The organism is Acinetobacter sp. Leaf130 (genome assembly GCF_001423205.1).
Lineage (GTDB): Bacteria > Pseudomonadota > Gammaproteobacteria > Pseudomonadales > Moraxellaceae > Acinetobacter > Acinetobacter calcoaceticus.
The window spans coordinates 1,210,836-1,229,087 of record NZ_LMOE01000001.1 but is presented as its reverse complement, the minus strand read 5'-3'; the positions used below and the strand labels follow the sequence as shown (position 1 = coordinate 1,229,087).

14 protein-coding genes and 2 pseudogenes are annotated in these 18,252 nt (G+C 33.7%); 10 read left to right on the top strand and 6 right to left on the bottom strand.

All coding sequences use genetic code 11. The features are described 5' to 3' along the window. The first annotated feature begins 32 nt into the window (after positions 1-32). The 5 genes and pseudogenes from ASF86_RS05290 to ASF86_RS05270 all read left to right on the top strand — a co-directional run bounded on the left by ASF86_RS05290 (position 33) and on the right by ASF86_RS05270 (position 5,602). Positions 33-539, top strand: coding sequence for a hypothetical protein (locus tag ASF86_RS05290; protein ID WP_056480168.1), 507 nt, complete (start codon positions 33-35; stop codon positions 537-539). A 245-nt stretch (positions 540-784) separates the two neighbouring features. Beyond that, on the top strand, positions 785-1,006 hold the full coding sequence (locus tag ASF86_RS05285) for a hypothetical protein (protein ID WP_056480165.1): 222 nt from the start codon (positions 785-787) through the stop codon (positions 1,004-1,006). A 10-nt stretch (positions 1,007-1,016) separates the two neighbouring features. Then, complete coding sequence (locus ASF86_RS05280) at positions 1,017-1,205, top strand: YodC family protein (RefSeq protein ID WP_056480162.1); 189 nt, start codon at positions 1,017-1,019, stop codon at positions 1,203-1,205. 43 nt (positions 1,206-1,248) lie between these two features. Further along, positions 1,249-1,539: pseudogene (locus ASF86_RS05275) on the top strand (TetR family transcriptional regulator); the annotation flags it as partial. 388 nt (positions 1,540-1,927) lie between these two features. Then, complete coding sequence (locus ASF86_RS05270) at positions 1,928-5,602, top strand: DUF262 domain-containing protein (protein WP_056480159.1); 3,675 nt, start codon at positions 1,928-1,930, stop codon at positions 5,600-5,602. 206 nt (positions 5,603-5,808) lie between these two features. Here the strand turns inward: ASF86_RS05270 and ASF86_RS05265 are convergent, their stop codons facing one another. Both ASF86_RS05265 and ASF86_RS05260 read right to left on the bottom strand, forming a co-directional pair. Further along, complete coding sequence (locus ASF86_RS05265) at positions 5,809-6,687, bottom strand: alpha/beta hydrolase family protein (protein ID WP_056480157.1); 879 nt, start codon at positions 6,685-6,687, stop codon at positions 5,809-5,811. Positions 6,688-6,900: 213 nt separating this feature from the next. Beyond that, a complete protein-coding gene (locus ASF86_RS05260) occupies positions 6,901-7,536 on the bottom strand; it encodes a PolC-type DNA polymerase III (protein ID WP_056480154.1) in 636 nt (211 codons plus the stop codon). A 132-nt stretch (positions 7,537-7,668) separates the two neighbouring features. Here ASF86_RS05260 and ASF86_RS19595 point away from each other — a divergent pair. Further along, positions 7,669-7,764 (top strand): annotated as a pseudogene (locus ASF86_RS19595) (hypothetical protein); the annotation flags it as partial. 43 nt (positions 7,765-7,807) lie between these two features. On the opposite strand, the gene adeT1 reads toward ASF86_RS19595, so the two are convergent. Next, positions 7,808-8,803, bottom strand: a complete 996-nt coding sequence (gene adeT1 / locus ASF86_RS05255) for a putative multidrug efflux protein AdeT1 (protein ID WP_056480151.1) — start codon at positions 8,801-8,803, stop codon at positions 7,808-7,810. 283 nt (positions 8,804-9,086) lie between these two features. Here adeT1 and ASF86_RS19770 point away from each other — a divergent pair, with 283 nt between their 5' ends. The 4 genes from ASF86_RS19770 (at position 9,087) to ASF86_RS05240 (ending at position 12,951) form a co-directional block, all read left to right on the top strand. Beyond that, positions 9,087-9,236 (top strand): hypothetical protein, encoded by a 150-nt coding sequence (locus ASF86_RS19770; protein WP_171252321.1) that lies wholly within the window; start codon positions 9,087-9,089, stop codon positions 9,234-9,236. An 88-nt stretch (positions 9,237-9,324) separates the two neighbouring features. After that, the gene (locus tag ASF86_RS05250) at positions 9,325-11,097 is read left to right on the top strand and encodes an amidohydrolase (protein ID WP_056480148.1); all 1,773 of its coding nucleotides are present in this window, start codon (positions 9,325-9,327) and stop codon (positions 11,095-11,097) included. Between the two features lie 217 nt (positions 11,098-11,314). Continuing rightward, on the top strand, positions 11,315-12,646 hold the full coding sequence (locus ASF86_RS05245; protein ID WP_056480145.1) for a type II toxin-antitoxin system HipA family toxin: 1,332 nt from the start codon (positions 11,315-11,317) through the stop codon (positions 12,644-12,646). Beyond that, positions 12,643-12,951 carry a helix-turn-helix domain-containing protein gene (locus ASF86_RS05240; protein ID WP_005040627.1) on the top strand — a complete coding sequence of 103 codons (309 nt, stop codon included), beginning with the start codon at positions 12,643-12,645 and terminating at the stop codon, positions 12,949-12,951. Before ASF86_RS05245 ends, ASF86_RS05240 begins: the two co-directional genes overlap by 4 nt. 98 nt (positions 12,952-13,049) lie before the next feature. On the opposite strand, the gene ASF86_RS05235 is transcribed toward ASF86_RS05240, so the two are convergent. The 3 genes from ASF86_RS05235 to ASF86_RS05225 form a co-directional block, all read right to left on the bottom strand. Then, positions 13,050-15,311 carry an ATP-binding cassette domain-containing protein gene (locus tag ASF86_RS05235; protein WP_056480142.1) on the bottom strand — a complete coding sequence of 754 codons (2,262 nt, stop codon included), beginning with the start codon at positions 15,309-15,311 and terminating at the stop codon, positions 13,050-13,052. A 277-nt stretch (positions 15,312-15,588) separates the two neighbouring features. Continuing rightward, positions 15,589-16,503 (bottom strand): alpha/beta hydrolase, encoded by a 915-nt coding sequence (locus ASF86_RS05230; protein ID WP_056480139.1) that lies wholly within the window; start codon positions 16,501-16,503, stop codon positions 15,589-15,591. Between the two features lie 75 nt (positions 16,504-16,578). Then, positions 16,579-18,111: a flavin-containing monooxygenase gene (locus ASF86_RS05225; protein ID WP_017390748.1), complete on the bottom strand. Its 1,533-nt coding sequence runs from the start codon at positions 18,109-18,111 to the stop codon at positions 16,579-16,581. Between the last annotated feature and the right edge of the window lie 141 nt (positions 18,112-18,252).

The window sequence follows — 18,252 nt, the reverse complement described above, 5'->3', positions numbered from 1 at the left end:
CTTGTAAAACAAACAATGGAGATATATTTGTTATGAATGAAGAAAATAATAATGATAAAAAAAGTAGTCGAGAGCTTTTTTTATTTACTGCCGAAGGGCGTAAAGCTGTAATGGAGTATATGCGTAATCTTACTCCCCAAGTACTAGTAGGATCTGCCTGGGTTGTATTTGCCGTACGTTCAATGCAGTTATCTTTTTCATGGCAAACACTAGTTTTTTGGTGTGTAACCTGTGCGATGGTTCTCTTATTTTTCTATATAGTCACAAGTAATATGGTGATGTTTATTAATGAAAGTAGCCATCATATGGACAATAGAATCAAAGGTATCGAGGGTTATACAGCGTGTGAAAACCCTTATGGCTTTAAAGTTTGGATTCGGCACTTAAGGAGAACATTAAAATTAGTTTATAAGAATGAAAAAGTCTTATTTGTCGAATTTATTCTTACTATATTTTTCTTAATAACACCAACAATAATAGTTTTTTTAATAGCTGCAAAACAGGCAGATGATCTTTATAGGTCATTGATAGGGGGATAATGAAATGAGCAAAAATCTAATTAATCATAAACGGTGTCCAGATTGTGGTTCACCAATAAAGGGGTACTACTATTATTGCGGGAGTTGCGGCAATAATGATGTAGTGAACTGGAAACTTACTGGATATTTCTGGGTAGTAGCAGGGTTTATTTTTCTAATAGCAATGTACTTGGTGACTAAGAATTTCTGTAGTCATCCTTTCTTCACACAAGTTGAATTTTGCAAATATTTTTAAGGAGGAAAAAATGAGTGTGCCTGCTAGCCTAGTTGAATCATTATTACGTATAGGTACTAATGTTGACTTATCAAAAAGTACACAAAAATATTTACCTACAGAACTGGAACAATTTGCGAGAATCGCGAGCAGTCGTAAGGGGCATTTAATAATTTCATCTAATGGTTTATTAAGTTCAGATCTGGAGCAGCTCGCAAGAATTGGCCGGAATTACATTACATTTGTTATATAAGGAATTACAAATGAGCGAATTCAAAGAAGGTGATGTTGTTTATTTAAAATCAGGTGGGCCTGCTATGACAATAACAGAAATTACCCCAAATGATTATGTCTGGTGTACTTGGTTTGATAAGGATCAAAAGGTTCAAGGTAAATCATTTATCAAATCCTCTATAACTAAGAATAATCCTGATAAACCTGTTGTCATATAAATTAAACTGAGAATTATAAAAAGCACCTTAGGGTGCTTTCTTCGATAAACTCAAAAAGCTCTATTTTCTACATATGGATCTGGACGGGCTGTATTACCTGTTATTTAAAGCCATTTTTGAAACAAAACTGACCCATCCAAAAGCCTATCAAGCCGCCGTGCGATATAGAACATGGCTCACCAATGAGATATATAGCCTGCTTAGAGCGCTTAACGCCGATGTTTCCTTTACTGATGCCAGACTATTTCTATATATGATTGAAGGCGCTGTCATTCATGGCTTAAGTTTGGGGGGAGGTGTTTTTGATCAGGTAATTGAAGAGCTGTGCTATTAAATAGGAACTAATATGTAAATTAGATGTATTCTAATAATGAGGATTATATTGTCAGATACTTATTTAAAAGATCTTTTATTAACAATGTATGAGGGTAGCAATTTTTCATGTCTTAATACAAGTAAATCTCATTATTTTAAAAATGATGAAATAGAGTTACTAAGAAGAAAAAAGATCTAGTCAAAATTTTAATTTTACAAAATAAATATTAGATATTACTCACTAATTCGTCTATAAAATTGGATGAGTTCTAGAAAATTTTATGTAATAATAAAAATAAAATTTTATTTTATAAATTTATCTCAAAATGAGAAAATTTATATAACTCAATTGAAAATGTAAATTATTGAATAAAATTAATTATTCAAATTCTTAATAGAGATGAAAAATGTATCAACAAATTGGCAGTATCAACGATTTACTATTAAAAGTAGAAAAAAATGATTACGTTCTACCAGCAATCCAACGAGAATTTGTTTGGAAACCAGATCAAATTTGCCAACTTTTTGATTCAATCATGCAAGGTTACCCTTTTGGAACTTTTTTATTTTGGCATATTGAAAAACAAAACATTGAAAAATACAAGTTTTACAAATTTATGCTTAACTATGATGAGAAAAATAATCAATATTGTGAATCTTATGAGGATATACCAAATGAAAACCATATTGCTGTGCTTGATGGGCAACAACGTATCACCTCACTAAATATTGGTTTAATAGGGTCTTACACCACTAGATTTGGGAAAAAAACTTTTTTATATATCAATGTCTTTGGTAAGCCTAATACTGATGATAATACAATTTATGATTTCAAATTCCTAACTGAAGATGAAGCATTATTTAAAGATAATAATAATTATTGGGTGAAAGTAGGAAACTTATTAAATGGAACAGAGGTTGGACAATCAACAGAATATTTGATGGAAGTAAGTACAGATATAGGCATATATTTAGCCTCTAATTTTTTACATTTAACTAATGAAGAAAGAAATAAGAGCTTAGCTGAATGTAGAAAAACATTAAGTAAATTAAGTTCATATATTAATAATGAAAACTCACTATCTGCATATACAGAGAAAGAACAAAATATTGAGAAAGTTCTTAGTATCTTTATCCGCATGAATAGTGGAGGAACACCTCTATCTTACTCAGATCTCCTTTTATCATTTACTGTAACTCAATGGACCCAACTAAATGCACGAGAAGAAATTAATGAACTAATAGAAGAGATTCGTGAAGATTCAGGATTTAAATTTGAGAAAGATTTAATTTTACGAGCAGGGCTAATGCTAGGTGAAGTAGGGAACTTAAGTTTTAAGCTATCAAATTTTAGTAAAGAAAATATTGTATTTATTGAAGAACATTGGGAAAGTGTCAAAGAGTCATTCCTTTTAGCGACTCAAACTCTAAAAGAATTTGGGATAGACCAACAGGTTTTAACGCATAATGTTGCAATTTTACCTATAGTATATTACATATTCAAAAGAACTCTGAAAAATTCTGAAAACAATAATAAGTACAAAGTTAGTGCTAATGATAAATTAAAGATGAAAGAATGGCTCTTAATTAGCTTATTAAAGAAAGGAATATGGACAAATAATTTAGAGAGCTTACTCGTTCAAACCAGAAAAGCAATAAGTGATAATTTACTAGATTTTCCTTTACATGAAATTAAGGAGGCTATGTTAGCTAAGGAAAAATCGCTTAAATTTAATGAAGAAGATATTAAAAATTTATGTAATTTGCGTTATGGAAAAGATAATGAAATTAAAGCGCTATTACTATTAGTATTTCCAGATACTAGATTACTTGAAACACATATTGATCATATTTATCCAAAAAGTATATTTACACCGAACAAAATGAAAAAATTAAATATTATTAATGATGGCACAAATAAATATCAGGTAATGGCTAATACTATAGCTAATCTTCAATTAATTCCTTCTTCAGTTAATATTGATAAAAAAGCTATACAACCATCTGCATGGTTAAATTCATATTTTGCAGACGAATCATCACGTCAAATGTACATGGCTAGCCAATTTATTGATAATTTAACATCTGAATTAAATCAATTTGAATCCTTTTGTTTGAATCGAAGAGATAAAATTGAAGCAAAACTAAGAAAAATACTTGATGTTAAAGAATTAAATACATCTTATAGAAATGATATGGTAATAGGTCGCCTAAAAATAAACCAAGCAAAATTAACACCATTACAAATAAAATTTATGGAAAAGATATGTGTTTGGCTAGATATTGACAAAAACAATATTAACTTAAGTTTTATATTAAATGAGTTGGCGAATCATTCATTTAGCACAAATATGAAAGTTGATAAAGAATCAGCTGATACTATTAAAAATAGTATTATTATTCATTTATATCAATTATTAGATAGTTTTGATAAAACTAAGGATTTAAAAATTCAGGCCTACAATAGTGGCTATTTCAAAGTTGATGATCAGGATACATTAACTACTTTTGAGTTAGACCGTTATATATTTGAAGATTTGGCAAGTTTTCAAAAATATGGAGACCCCAGAGAAGTAGAGATATTACAAAAAAGATTTGGTCTAGGTAGTGTAACATCGCTTACGCTTGAAGAAATTGGTACTACTTTAGATATTACTAGAGAACGTGTACGTCAAATAGAGAAAAAAGCTTTAAAAGATTTAAGACAGCGGATGAGAGTATCTATTGAAATTATATGGGAAAATTTAAATCAAAATGCCAATAATGAAATGAGTAAATTATATCCACTACTGGCAAGTATTTTTTCTGAAATTAAGTATTTTTTAAATTTTTTAGATTTATTATGTGGTTTTGAGAAAAATGATTTATCCAAAGTTATTTTCCCTGAAATTAATGTAAAGGAAATGGTTGAAGAGTGGTGTTTATGGAATAAATTACCAATTTCATTTAATGAAACTATTTCAATTATTCAGGAAAGTGTTGGTTGTACAGCTCAAGTTGCAAGTAATGCTATTTATTATAGTGTTAGTCAAGATAATTTAAGAATTGTTAAAAATGAATCTGAATTAGAAATATATCCAATTGGTATCTCCAAGACCCCAACAGTAGTGCAAGCTTCTTTACACTTTGACGAAAATCAAAATTTTAGAGAAATTCATATTAAAGCTAACGAATTAAAGATTTGTAATAGTATTTTTCCTTCGGAAAGACAAGATCATGCTATAAATGATGCGGTTGAAAAAAACTTTTTATTCCAAAGTGATCGAGGCGGATATTCACATATAAAATACTTTCCAATTAATGAAGATCTATATGATAAAATATTTGAAGAAACTAGAAATATTTTAGTTAAAGATGGTTATACCACTTCTGCAAATTTAAGAATGCAAGTATTTGAGAATAGTGATTTACTTCGTAAATTTGATTATTTCACAATACGGCATCTAATTCGAAATTTTGGAGAAGATTATGGAATTTATTTTAATGGAAAATCTGGTGCAGATACGATTAGTTTACAGGAAGGTGTTAAACCTCAAGGGCAATTACAAACTATTTTAAGTATTATGCAGTCTTCAGGAAAACCTGTAACACGTAATACACTTGCTAAACAAATTAGAAGTGGATCAGAAAATCATGCATCATTTTATCTTAATGAGTTAATGGATTTAGGGAAAGTAGTACGTATTTCAGCGTATGAATATGCATTAACTGAGCATGCATTTAAAGATATAGATGTACTACTTTTTTTAACTGAAATTGTAAATATTTTAAACTATTACAATAAGCCAGTTGAAATTGGTATTTTGGCTGAAAAATTAAATCTGAAATACTATAAAACTTACCCAAAAGCTTGGTATCTGCACTTAATTAAAAATAAATCTAAAGAAGTAGGCTTAAATATTTATACCTATCATAATTTAGTTTCACTTAATGAACTTCAAGAGCAATCAGTAAGTAAACTAATTAAAGGCTTAGCTATTGATTTAGATGATTTTGATAAAATTTTTACTAGTGTTACTAAAAATATAATAGTGGGAAAAGCAGAAGTACGTAATGCTGTAAATAATCTTAGAAATCATTAAAAATATTGTTAACTTAAATCTGATCTTTAATTTTTAATAATTAAAGGTCAGATTTAAATTGCAAGCATCTTATTGTAATAATTATGAAAAACCTAATTTTTAATATTTTTTTAAATGTTAATATTAAAAAAATATGGTTTAGAGTTAATTTTTTCTAATTATAAATATTTTAGAGACTCAAAGAAATTTCTACAGCAAACCATTTATCACTTAATTTTAATATTCAAAGGATTTTCTAAAAATATATCGGTTTTAGTTTTCCATACATTAGGAGGCACAGGATGTTTGGCATCTTGAATAAGTTCTAAAGTATTCGGAATACCTTTATTGTCGAGTAATTGATGGAGCTGAATACTTTGCTTTGAGTCAACAATTGGGTCTTTGGTGCTAATCAATATAAGAGTAGGTGGATATTGAGACGAAATCGGTAGCGATGATCTAGCAGCCGACGCAATTTCTATATTTTTTTCAGCAGTAATAGATTCATTTATTTCTTCCATTACGTTTGACGGTAGTATTCTAGTGTTAGAACTCCACTGAGCATACATACCTTTAAAATCATAAAACCCCGATACCAGAATCAAAGCGTTTATCTTTCCAGAGTTAGCTACAACATTAGCTATAGACGCGCCACAACTAATACCAATCACCGCAACTTTATTTGGGTCAACATGAGGCTGTGATCGAGCAAAATTAATGGCTTGTACAAGATTATTTTGTGAGGCTTTACCACAAAAATCTGATTTCCCAGAGGACTCACCATATCCACTCAGAGATACAGCAACACTGAAAAAGTTCTTTTTACTATATTCATTTAACAAGCCAGAGCGTACAAAGGCTTTAGCACCTTGTTTATCTTTTTGAATGCCATGTAAAAAGATAATTGCTGGATACTTTTTATTAGCTAAGAGTTCTGGTTCTTTCCAATAAATTTCAGTTATTTGATTATTTGCTGTTAAAAGTTGATGCTGCGCTTGTTTGGTATAAATATAAGGAAGAATAGATATACGAAAAAAGACATAGAAGCCAATAACTAAAATTAAGGGGAAGATGTAAAACAAGATCTTTTTCTTATTAAGAGGCATATAGAACTCTATTGTAGTTATTTATAAGTATGCGTGATTCTCTAACTATTGAAATTTAAAATCAATATATAAGTTTATTAATTGTTTTTGCTAAATTGGATTCCCTCCGAATGCGGAAAGGCTTCGATAGATTTTTGATTTACGTCGAAAATGAGATCTTAAATTTGTCATGAGGACACCTGTAAATTAGCAGGGAATGTCGCCTATGGATTGCTATTTAAGAAGTAAGGATTGGGCAGCTATATTTTTTAGGTATTTCGGTACTCTAGATATAGTAAGTTTATTAATGGCTAACAATAAATCTTGATCAATGCTATTGAAGCCATATGTGTGACAAATATTCGTACAAAGATAGTTGAATAATTGAGCCGTAACTTCAGCATCTGCTTTTGCACGATGAGCTGTGCCATTAAACTTAATATTGAATAAGTCTGCCATTGCCCCAAGTCGATAACTGGGTTGATGAGGTAAAATACGGCGAGCAAGTTTCAAAGAACAAATGAGTCCATTGTGTGATGGATTCAACTCCTGTCGAATACTTTCTGCTTTTAGGAATTTCTCATCAAATCCTGCATTGTGAGCAAGTAAAGGATCTGTTCCAATAAAGTCCAATAGAGAAGGAATGACTTCTTCCACTAAAGGAGCATGATTAACCATATCTTGAGTAATACCAGTCAACTTTGTGATGTAGTATGGAATATTTACACCACAGTTTATTAGTGAAACAAAACGTTCTGTGATTTCACCTTCTACAATACGTAAAGCCGCGACTTCTGTAATACGATCACCAGCCTCAGGGTTGACTCCTGTGGTCTCGAAATCAAGTACAATGATTGGCGAAACATTCATAAAACGCTTTCTCTATATTAGAAATTAGGTATTAAAAGCACAACACTTTTCATCATAATAGCTTTAAGTCAAAGATAGCACTAAGTTAACTTATCTTAATATTCAAATTATATTAGTAAGTGATATGTTTAGCTGTTAGGTTATGCCGAGCAAAGCTCATTTACACGGGCTTATAAAGAGTGGTCGGGTAAAACGCCACAACAGGCCCGAGAGGAAATGAATAACTGAGGGTAGAGCTTCTTAAAATAAGATGTGCATATGTTTTGAGTATTCATTCATCGTTTAACGCACATTCAAAATTACTTGGGTTTTCTTTACATCTTACTTTTTTCAAAAAGTTCATCATTTTAGGGTCATAGATACCTGCCTTGGTTAGCTGTATGCGTGCTTCACGCATCATTTTCATATAGTTTAATTGTTCATTTCTAGGAATATCCATCCAATATTTTGAAGGAATATCACTTTCATATTTGGCAATAATGCCAAACGTTCTATTTAATTGACTGGCGACCCAAGTTCGAGACTTTTGCCCAAAACCTATTGGAAACTGGTCTTTACGAATAATGAAATTTGCCGAAATTTGAGTCAAAGGAAAACGAACAATTGCTCCTTTCTCACCTAAACCTTTGTATAGTTCAAAAGGTTTAAATGCAACAATAGGAGCGGGCACAATATCAATTTCATGATTATTAAATTTCGCACCCGCATTGGTGACGTCTACCGATACAGCCTGACCTCCGACATGTTGAACAAGCTTTGGTTGGGCTTCATCATATTTAAATACCCCAATTTTTTTACCGGCAGCTTTAGCGAGTGTATTGATATTTCTATCATTTACAAATAAATATGCAGGGCCAATTGTGCCTAAACCTGCAATTTCGTAAGGACCTACCACCATGTTTTTTGCGGCCATTGGTGAGGACAACAGCTTATAGGCATTAATTGCCGTTTTCATATTTGTTAATGCGCCAACAGCATCTAAAGATCCTGTATATTTATTAAACTGACGCCCACGTAAACCACTAATAATAGCACCATCACATTTTCCAACTTTTAAATCTTCAGCTGCGACTCGTTCATCAACATATGCTTTTAAAGATAAATCAGCTCCCCAATTTTTAGCTTCAAGTGCATAATCTTTGGCTAAAGCGAAAGCATCTCCCGACTTACCGATTGGGTCAAAAACACACACGACTTGTTGCTTTGCATAAAGAGTTGTTGTTAAACATGTGCTTGCAATAAATAAAATAATTTTAAAACGATCCATATTTAGTTATCCATTATTTAAATTATAAAAATTATTTTATAAGTCGTGGTCAGATTAGATATGACATTTAAACAAAAATTTTAAAGGAAAAAGTCAAAAGACAGCTTTGACTCAGGAAGCCATTCTAGTTCATCACTATAAAACCAGAATAACGATTATTTTTAGAATATTTTTTGTCCGATTTGCGGACAAAAATCTCATAAAGCGGTATTTTCTCTATTCTTTTTATATCCTTAAATAAACTTAAAAATTAGTTTATCCATTACCTAATGGAGATTAATTTATGGAAATCTTAAAAACAAAAATTGCAATTATGGACTCAAGACTAACGGGCCTACCAAACAGTGAAATAGAGATTCTAGCGAGTAGCGCAAAGCATCGTATTGAATTATCTAAAGGTATGAATGGTAAGCAAACTGTAGTCGATGGATAGACCTAAGTGCTCAAAGACTGAATGTAAACATATCAACAAGAAGATTGGAAAACGATTATTAGAATTTAAATGATTTTTGGAGTTAAATATGAGATTTAAAAAAGGATTTTTAGCACTGAGCCTAGGTTTGCTCTTTATAAACTTGGGATGTACAGACAATGATAGTGCCGACAATAATGGTGCTGAAAGTATTTATATTAATGGAAAAATTTATACCGCTAAAGATAAAGACTCTTTTCAGCAAGCCATCGCCGTTGCCCATGATGGAACAATTATAAAAGTGGGTAGTAACGAAGAAATTAAAAAAATTGCAGATAGCAAGACACAAGTTTTTGACCTTGATAACAAGGTTTTAATGCCAGGTTTAATCGATAGTCATATTCATGCTTTAGCTTCTGGTGTAGAGGCAGTATTAGCAACTATAGATAGCGGCGATACAACCATAGATATTTCTAAGGTGGAAGCAAAACTTAGACAGTCAAGTTTGGATGGTACAGGTGTTGCTGGAGATGTTCTATTTTTAAATGGTTTGTCGTCAGAATATTGGGAATTAGCTGACCAACTCTCCAATGTATTTAACAATAATGAATGGAAAGATCGCCCAATTGCCTTAGTGGGTAGCGACCATCATACAGCATGGGCAAACCAAGCACTCTTAAAAAAAGCAGGTATAGATGCAAACTTCATTCAGCAATTAACCCCAGAGGATCAGCAAAATATTGCACATAATGAAAAATTTGAGCCAACTGGATTTGTGGTCGATTCAGGCTGGGATATGGTGAGTGATAAAATTCCATCTGTATCACATGATCTGCTTTATAAGGGCTCTAAAGAAGCGATCAAATACTATAATAGTTTAGGTATCACGGCGTGGATGGATATTGCTGCAAATGCCAGCCCCAATAAGGGAATTACCAATATTCAAAATACAGAGGAAACACTAGGGATGATTCCAATGTATAAAGAGTTATCTCAGAAAGGAGAGTTAACAGCACGAGTTTCTGGGTTACATGTCATTAACTCAAAAAGTACGCCTCAAGTTTTTAACATCATTGAGTCAATCAATAGTAAATATAAAAACATAGATAACTTTAATTTAATTGGTGTAAAGGTATTTGCGGATGGCGTGTTAGAGTTTCCAGCCCAATCAGCTGCACTACTTGGCCGATATTCTAATAGTAACAAGCAAGGGACTTTGTTATTTGATCCAAATATTTTTAAGTTAGTTGTTGATGAAGCTGACAAGCGAAATATGCTGGTTCATATCCATGCAGTTGGGGATAGAGCTGTACAGGAATCTTTAAATGCAATTGAATATGCTCGTTCAAAACGTCAGAGCAATGTCCCACATAGTATTACTCATCTCCAGCTCGTAGACCCTAAAGACTATAAGCGCTTTAAACAAAACAATGTGATTGCTTCTATGCAACTAGCATGGGCCTACGAAGACAGTTTTAACAAAGAACTGGTAAAACCTTATATTGATGCAGCTTCTTATAAGGGGATGTATCCTGCACATTCGTTGTTGGTTAACGGCGCGACAATTGCAGGCGCAAGCGATGCACCAGTTTCAACCGCCAATCCTTTTGTTGCTATGGCTACTGCAATTACAAGAAAAGGAATTGAAGGAGATGTTTTAAATCCAGCGGAAGCGATTGATCGAGATACAGTATTTAAGGCTTATACGATTAATTCGGCTAAGGCACTTTATTTAGACAAACGCATCGGCACACTCGAACCGGGCAAAAAAGCCGATATGATTTTAGTGGATCGAGATATTTTTAAAGTTTCGCCTGAACAGTTGGCTGAAACAAAAGTGGTATGGACTATTTTTAATGGGAAGAAAGTCTATCAACAGTAATCAGGCTATTTAAGTTTTAAAGTGGGCTGAGGAGAAATCAGCTCACTCACTGGGTTGCCTTATAAAGCAGTATTTCTAAGTTTTGGTTCATATTACAAATAGAGTATTGTGCAAAATTTTGCTCAAAATTAACATGGTTTAAATAATATTGCGCAAATATATTCACAAAATCTCTTTTTTATAGTATTTTTGAGAAAATATTTGCTCATTTACTGCCATGAAAAAATTAACAATACAAGCACTACTTGATGCGAACTGGTTAGATATAGCAGAACTAAAATTATTAGAGTCTAAACAGGGCTCGGCGAGTGCAAGTGAATTAGAGTATGAATTGGATTATGCAATTCAATATTTAGACAGGCGGGATGAGCACGCCTGTAGTTTATCACTTCCTGTACAAATACTTGTAAAACATGAATCGAGCACATGGTTTGGTTTTTTAGATGATATCGTGCCTTCTGGTGCTGCACGACGTTATTGGGTGAATTATCTAGATTTACAACGTTTAACCCATGCCGAGCAAGATAGTATTTTATTAGAAAAAGGGGGAATTGCTCCTGTTGGTAATTTACGAATTAAAGAGGCGCTTCCTCCTATAAATCCAGAATCAACCTTACATTTACGTTATTTTAGCAAGGAAGATGTTGCTGAGCGTAATATTGATTTTTTGGAGTACGCTCAGCAAATGGGTGCCATTAGTGGTGGTGCAACTGGCGCAGGCGGGGAAGCTCCCAAATTACTTATCCGAGTTTCACCAGAACAAAAAGTCTGGATTGATACTTATCAAGAAAATTTTGATCAACCAGATCAGCATTATTTAGTGAAATTTCCGAGAAATAAACGTAGCGAGATTGATTGTGACATTCTCAGAGCCGAATATTATTACTATCAGGTACTCAATGAATTAGGTTTCAATACGATTGAAACAACACAAATGAAGCTCATTGAAGGTACAAAGTATCCTTCTTTGTGGCTACCAAGGTTTGATACAGAATGGCGTAATCAACAATGGCATCGCCATGGCTTAGAATCTGTTTATTCGGTGCTAAATAAATCTTCTGGTAGTCACCTTAACCATTTTGAAGTGATTGAAGATCTATGTAGATTACTGAGTAGCATTGATTCAAATTTTGATGCTTCACAATTCATTTGTGAGTGGTTACAAAGAGACTTACTCAATATTATTTTTGGTAATTCAGATAATCATGGTCGTAATACATCATTTCTAAAAAAATCTGGAAAAATTTCTCTTTCTCCTATTTACGATTTTGCACCTATGAAAGCCGATCCAGAAGTTGTGACCAGATCGATGACTTGGGGAAGTCCGTATGAAGAAGGAGGTGAATACCGTTGGGCTCAAATTACTCAAAAACTTGCGCCTTGGTGTGATCCTGATTTATCTCTAGGAACATTAAAGTCTTTGGCAATTAATCTGCTTGGGCTAAAACAGCGATTAGTTGATAAAGGAGTACCGAAAAAAATTATTGAAATGCCAGCGCTATCATTTGATTACATAGAAGCTAAATTGAAAAGATGGGAACTGCTATGAATATAAAAAATCAGACCCAAGACCGTCAGCAAGTTCTTATCGATTTATATAAACAATATTTATTAAGTGAGATTACGCTGGGACAATTGCTGTCGCACTTGCGAAAGAATGTACTGGGTTTGTCGCAAGAACAATATGCTGCTTTAGTCGGGATAAGTCGTCGGACATTAACTGATATTGAGCAGGACAAAGGTAAACTTACTCAATCAGTGTTAGATAAGGTGTTTAAGCCACTGGGTTTAAAAGCAGGTCTTGTACCTACGCATGAACATATTGTTGGCAAAATTATAAAGCCATCCGAGTAAGAAACTAAAGTATTCTTGATCGACATTCATCTAGTCTGGAAGCGCTATGAAATTTTATTGCTGTGAAATTTATAATACACAGCAATAAAGTCAGATTATTACAGTTCTAGATATTTTTTCAAATAGTGACCTGTTAAAGATTTTTCTGCTGAGAGCAGGTTGCCGACTGTTCCAGAGAACACCAATTCACCACCTTTATCACCAGCCAATGGACCAATATCAATAATCCAATCTGCTTGACTAATAATGTCTAAATTATGTTCAATAACAATGATCGTGTTGCCTTTTTCAACTAAGTTATTTAATAAACCAATCAATTTTTCAGTATCAGAAGGGTGTAAACCTGTACTTGGTTCATCTAACACAAAAATATTATCTGTTTCATTGAGTTGTTTTGTGAGTTTTAATCTTTGACGCTCACCACCGGAGAACGTATTTAAGCGTTGACCAATTGCAATATAGTCCAAGCCTAAGCTCACCAGAGCGTTAAATTGCTGCTGTAAAGTTCGATCTTCAAAAAATTGACTTGCTTCTGTGACGGTCATTTTTAGAATTTCAGCAATATTTTTATCTTTATAATGATACTTTAACACCTCAGGAGCATATCCTGAGCCGTGACAAAGGTCGCACGTCATTTCAACATCATCTAAAAATGCAAGTTCAATTCTCTCAATACCTGATCCTTTACATTGAGGGCAAGCACCTTCACTATTAAAACTAAAGAGCTTGGCACTCACTTTATTGGCTTTTGCAAATAGTTGACGAATCGGATCAAGCAGGTCTAGATAGGTCAGTAAGTTTGATCGAATACTTGCAGTAATTGCAGATTGATCAATCACTTTTGTTTCAGGATATTGTTGCGGTAAGACTTTACTGATTAATGTACTTTTTCCAGAACCTGCAACTCCTGTAATAACGGTGAGGCAGTTCTTGGGAATGTCGACATCAATATTTTTCAGATTAAATAAATGGGCATTTTTAATTGAAATCCATTCACAACGAATGCGTGGTGTTTTCTTATATACGTTTGGTCTTCTAAAAAACTGGCCTGTTAAACCTGATGAGTTCTTTAACTCTTCGAAAGTCCCTTGGTAAATAATTTGACCGCCGTGGATACCAGAAAGAGGGCCCATATCAATGACATGGTCAGCTGTTCTAATAAGATCAGGGTCATGTTCAACCAGTAAAACACTATTTCCTTTATCTCTAATCTTTTGAATGATTTTAATAATATTATCTAAATCTTTTGGGTGAAGACCAATACTTGGCTCGTCAAAGATGTAGAGCAGGTCAACTAAACTATTACCCAAATGTTTAACCATCTTGATTCGTTGTGACTCACCACCCGATAATGTATTGCTCACCCGATTAAGATTTAAATAACTGAGACCAACCAAGTTTAAGTTGCTCAACTTATTAATAATTTCATGCAGAACAGTTTCAAATTTTTCACTTTTTATCGATTCTATAAACTCTAAAAGCATTGATACAGATAGGGCTGTACATTCAGCAATATTTTTACCGTTAATCTTACAAGATAAAGATTTTTGATTAAGGCGTTGTCCTTTACATAAAGAACATTCCTTGGTTGTAATAATCTCCTCAAGTTTATTTCGATAACGATTTCTTTCCTGCGCTTCACCTTTTAAAAAGTTGCGTTCAAATCGAGTAATCAGTCCTTCATAAAGTGCCGTTTTTCTCCATTTACTTGTTGGATTTAAAGGCTTGTGCTGAGGGGCATGCAAAAACAAGTCCCATTCTTTTTCACTATAATCTTTTAATTTTTTATCTAAATCGAAATAACCTGAATCTGCATATCGCGTCCAACGCCATGCAGTAGGTTGATAGGTAGGGAAATTAATAGCACCTTCTTCATTTAAGGATTTATCTAAGTCTAATATTTTATAAATATCAATTGTTTGTTCAAGACCAATGCCTTCGCATTGTGGACACATGCCATTGGGATGATTAAAAGAAAAAACATTGGAATATCCAACAAACGGTTCACCCATGCGTGAAAATAATAAGCGAAGATTGGCGTAAATATCTGTAATTGTTGCAACGGTTGAGCGGATGTTACCCGTTAAAGGCTTTTGATTAATAATGACAGGTACATTTAAATTCTCGATTTTATCAACATCAGCGACCCCAAAATGCTGTAAACGATTGCGAATAAAGCTATCTTGAGTTTCATTAATTTGTCTTTGAGCTTCTGCGCCAATAGTCTCAAAAACTAAAGAAGACTTACCCGAACCAGAAACTCCAGTAAAGACAACGATTTCATGTTTAGGGATCTTCAACGAAATATTTTTAAGATTATTTTGTCTGGCTCCGTAAATATTTATCGTTCTTTTAGTCATGTGTAATCACTTGAAATTAAAGATTTATGGTAAAGGTAAAACAAAATTTGTGAAAAGGATGTATGTGTTTATTAAGTAAATAGTTTAAATATTAAACTGATAAGCGTTTTCATCCCATACTAACCAATGGAATAAGAGGGAAAGATTCACGAGCTTTGTAATCACAAATACGGTGTATAAATCTGCTGTTGTAAGGCTGTAGCTTTAAAAAACTGATAAGGTTATATATACCAAATCAGCTTTTTTTAGGCTTATCAGTGATTACTATAAAATAATATTATCTTGCCTTAGGACCGCTCAAAACTTTTGTTAAAAAAGTGATTTGCTCATCTAACAGTTTTGTTTGCCATGAGCCGCTGTAAAAATCAAAATGATCAATTGGATATTCAAATAATTCAACTTTACCTTTTGCTAAATTAGCTGACTTGCGAGCTGCTTCAGGAGGAGCAACTTGATCATTCGTACCAACTTGTACCAGTAAAGGGCAATTTATTTGATGGGCGAAATTAATTGGTCGATTTCTTGCTACCTCCAAAGCTGTACGAGCACATACTTCGTTACGCCATGTTGGGCCTGCCATTGATGTATATGCGGTTTCTGCCCCAGGTGTACTAATCATGGCCGCCGTGCCAGGTTGTCCCACAATTGGAATAAGATGGGCTTCCTGACCTAACACTGAGCGGGCTAAGTCTTTTAAACCGTGGGCTACAGCAACTGTTAACTGTTTAAGCCCGCCGTAACGTAAGATCTGGGTAAGTGCGGCTAGGCCATCTGTAGCTGGATTCATAGAGATTACTGCGGATATTTTTTGATCTTGAGCCGCTACGACCATCACATGTCCACCAGAATAAGATGTTCCCCAAAGTACTATACGGTTTCTATCTATATTTGGTAGGCCTCGTACAGCTGCGATTGCTGCATGATAGTCTTCACGCTGATTCTTATAAGAAACATTCTGTCTTGGAAAACCACCAGATTCTCCAAAACTACGATAATCAAATATAAATGTATCAAAGCCTGCTTTGCTAAAGGACTCTGCAAAATGTATTAACCCTGTATCTTTCGTACCTCCGAAGCCATTTCCCATAATAATGCATGGGCGCCCTCGAGAGCTTTTGTACTTATCTGATGTAGTCGGGATATACCAAGCCGAACATGTAATTCCTTTACTGGTAAATTTAATATTTTCCATAATGTTTACCTAATATATTTAGTCTCTTATTTAAGCTTTACATATAAATAAGAGACTTTAATTTTGATTGTAGTATTAAGCTTTGATTTTCAATTCATCCGAATTTGACTCTGGAACAACTGCCAATTTTTTCTTAGGCAACAGAGCAGTGAACTGTAATGATTTATCGAGGACCGGACCTTTAAGAAGTCTATCTAAATCAAACTCATAATCATGTTGAAATTCCCATGGTCCTTCCGTTCCTGCCTTAGGGAATTGAGCTAAACCACGTTGTACATATCCCGGACTCAAATCAATAAAAGGAACTCGCTTCATGTCTTTATTAGCAATCACTGGCGTAAATGTTCCGTATTTATTCTCATCCATGTAGTCAAGTAGACGGCAGAAGTATTGCCATACTAGATCTACTTTTAATGTCCATGCGATGTTGGTATAACCAAATGCAAAAGCAAAATTTGGGATATCAGACAACATCATAGATTTATAAATGGTGGTATCTGGATAATCGATTTTCTTACCATCAACAGTGAGCTGAATCTTACTAAATGCCAGCATGTTTAAACCTGTTGCAGTAATAATAATATCTGCTTCAAGTTTTTTTCCTGACTTCAGTAAGATTCCATCTTTCGTAAAGCGGTCAATATGATCTGTCACAACCGAAGCTTTACCAGAAGAAATTGCTTTAAACATATCTCCATCTGGTACAACACATAAGCGTTCATCCCATGGATTGTATTTTGGCGAGAAATGAGTTGCGATATCAAAACCTTTAGGCAGTCTGCGTTTTACATCGGCAATTAGTAGGCGGCGCATCACATCTGGAAAACGGCGACTTAATTTATACATTCCTCGGCTGAGTGCAATATTTTTCTTCCGAATAATTTCATAGGCGCGTTGAGGCGAGAGAACTTTATTTAAAGCAAGTGCAATAGGGTCGACACTTGGCATCGCAATCACATAACTAGGCGATCTCTGAAGCATGGTAATATGTCCAACCTCATTAGCCATAGCTGGTATTAAAGTTACCGCTGTGGCACCACTACCGATTACGACAACTTTTTTACCTGAATAGTTTAGATTTTCTGGCCAGTGTTGAGGATGAACGATTTGACCTTTGAAATCCTCACTTCCCTGAAACTCAGGTGAATAACCATTATTATAATCATAGTAACCTGTGCCCATAAGCAGGAAGCGAGAACGTAAGGTGACTAAATCTTTTTTGTCTTTTTCTTTGACTGTAACAGTCCAAATGCCTTCACTTGATGAGAATTCTGCACTCGTTACATAGCTGTTAAATTGAATATGTTGATCAATACCATTTTCTATAAGGGTTTCTTGCAAATAATCACAGATCATTTGCGCGCTACCAAAGGTCTTTTTATTGGTCCAAGGCTTAAAACCAAATGCGAAAGACTGCATATCTGAATCTGAACGGATGCCAGGGTAGCGGAACAAGCTCCAAGTACCACCGATTTTTTCTCGACCTTCAAGAATTAAAAAATTCGAATTAGGACGATATTTCTTTAAATGATATGCTGCACTAATACCAGCAATCCCTGCTCCAATGATTAAAACATCAGTAATAGTAACTTGTTCTGATGTACTCATATCTTATTCCTCTCTACAAATTTCAGTAAATTGAGCATCAGCTAGATTTTCTAAGATGATGAATTTATTAATCTTCATTTTCCCTGATCCATGGAACTGATGAACAAACGCCTTACTTAAGCTCAGTATGTTTTCATTTAA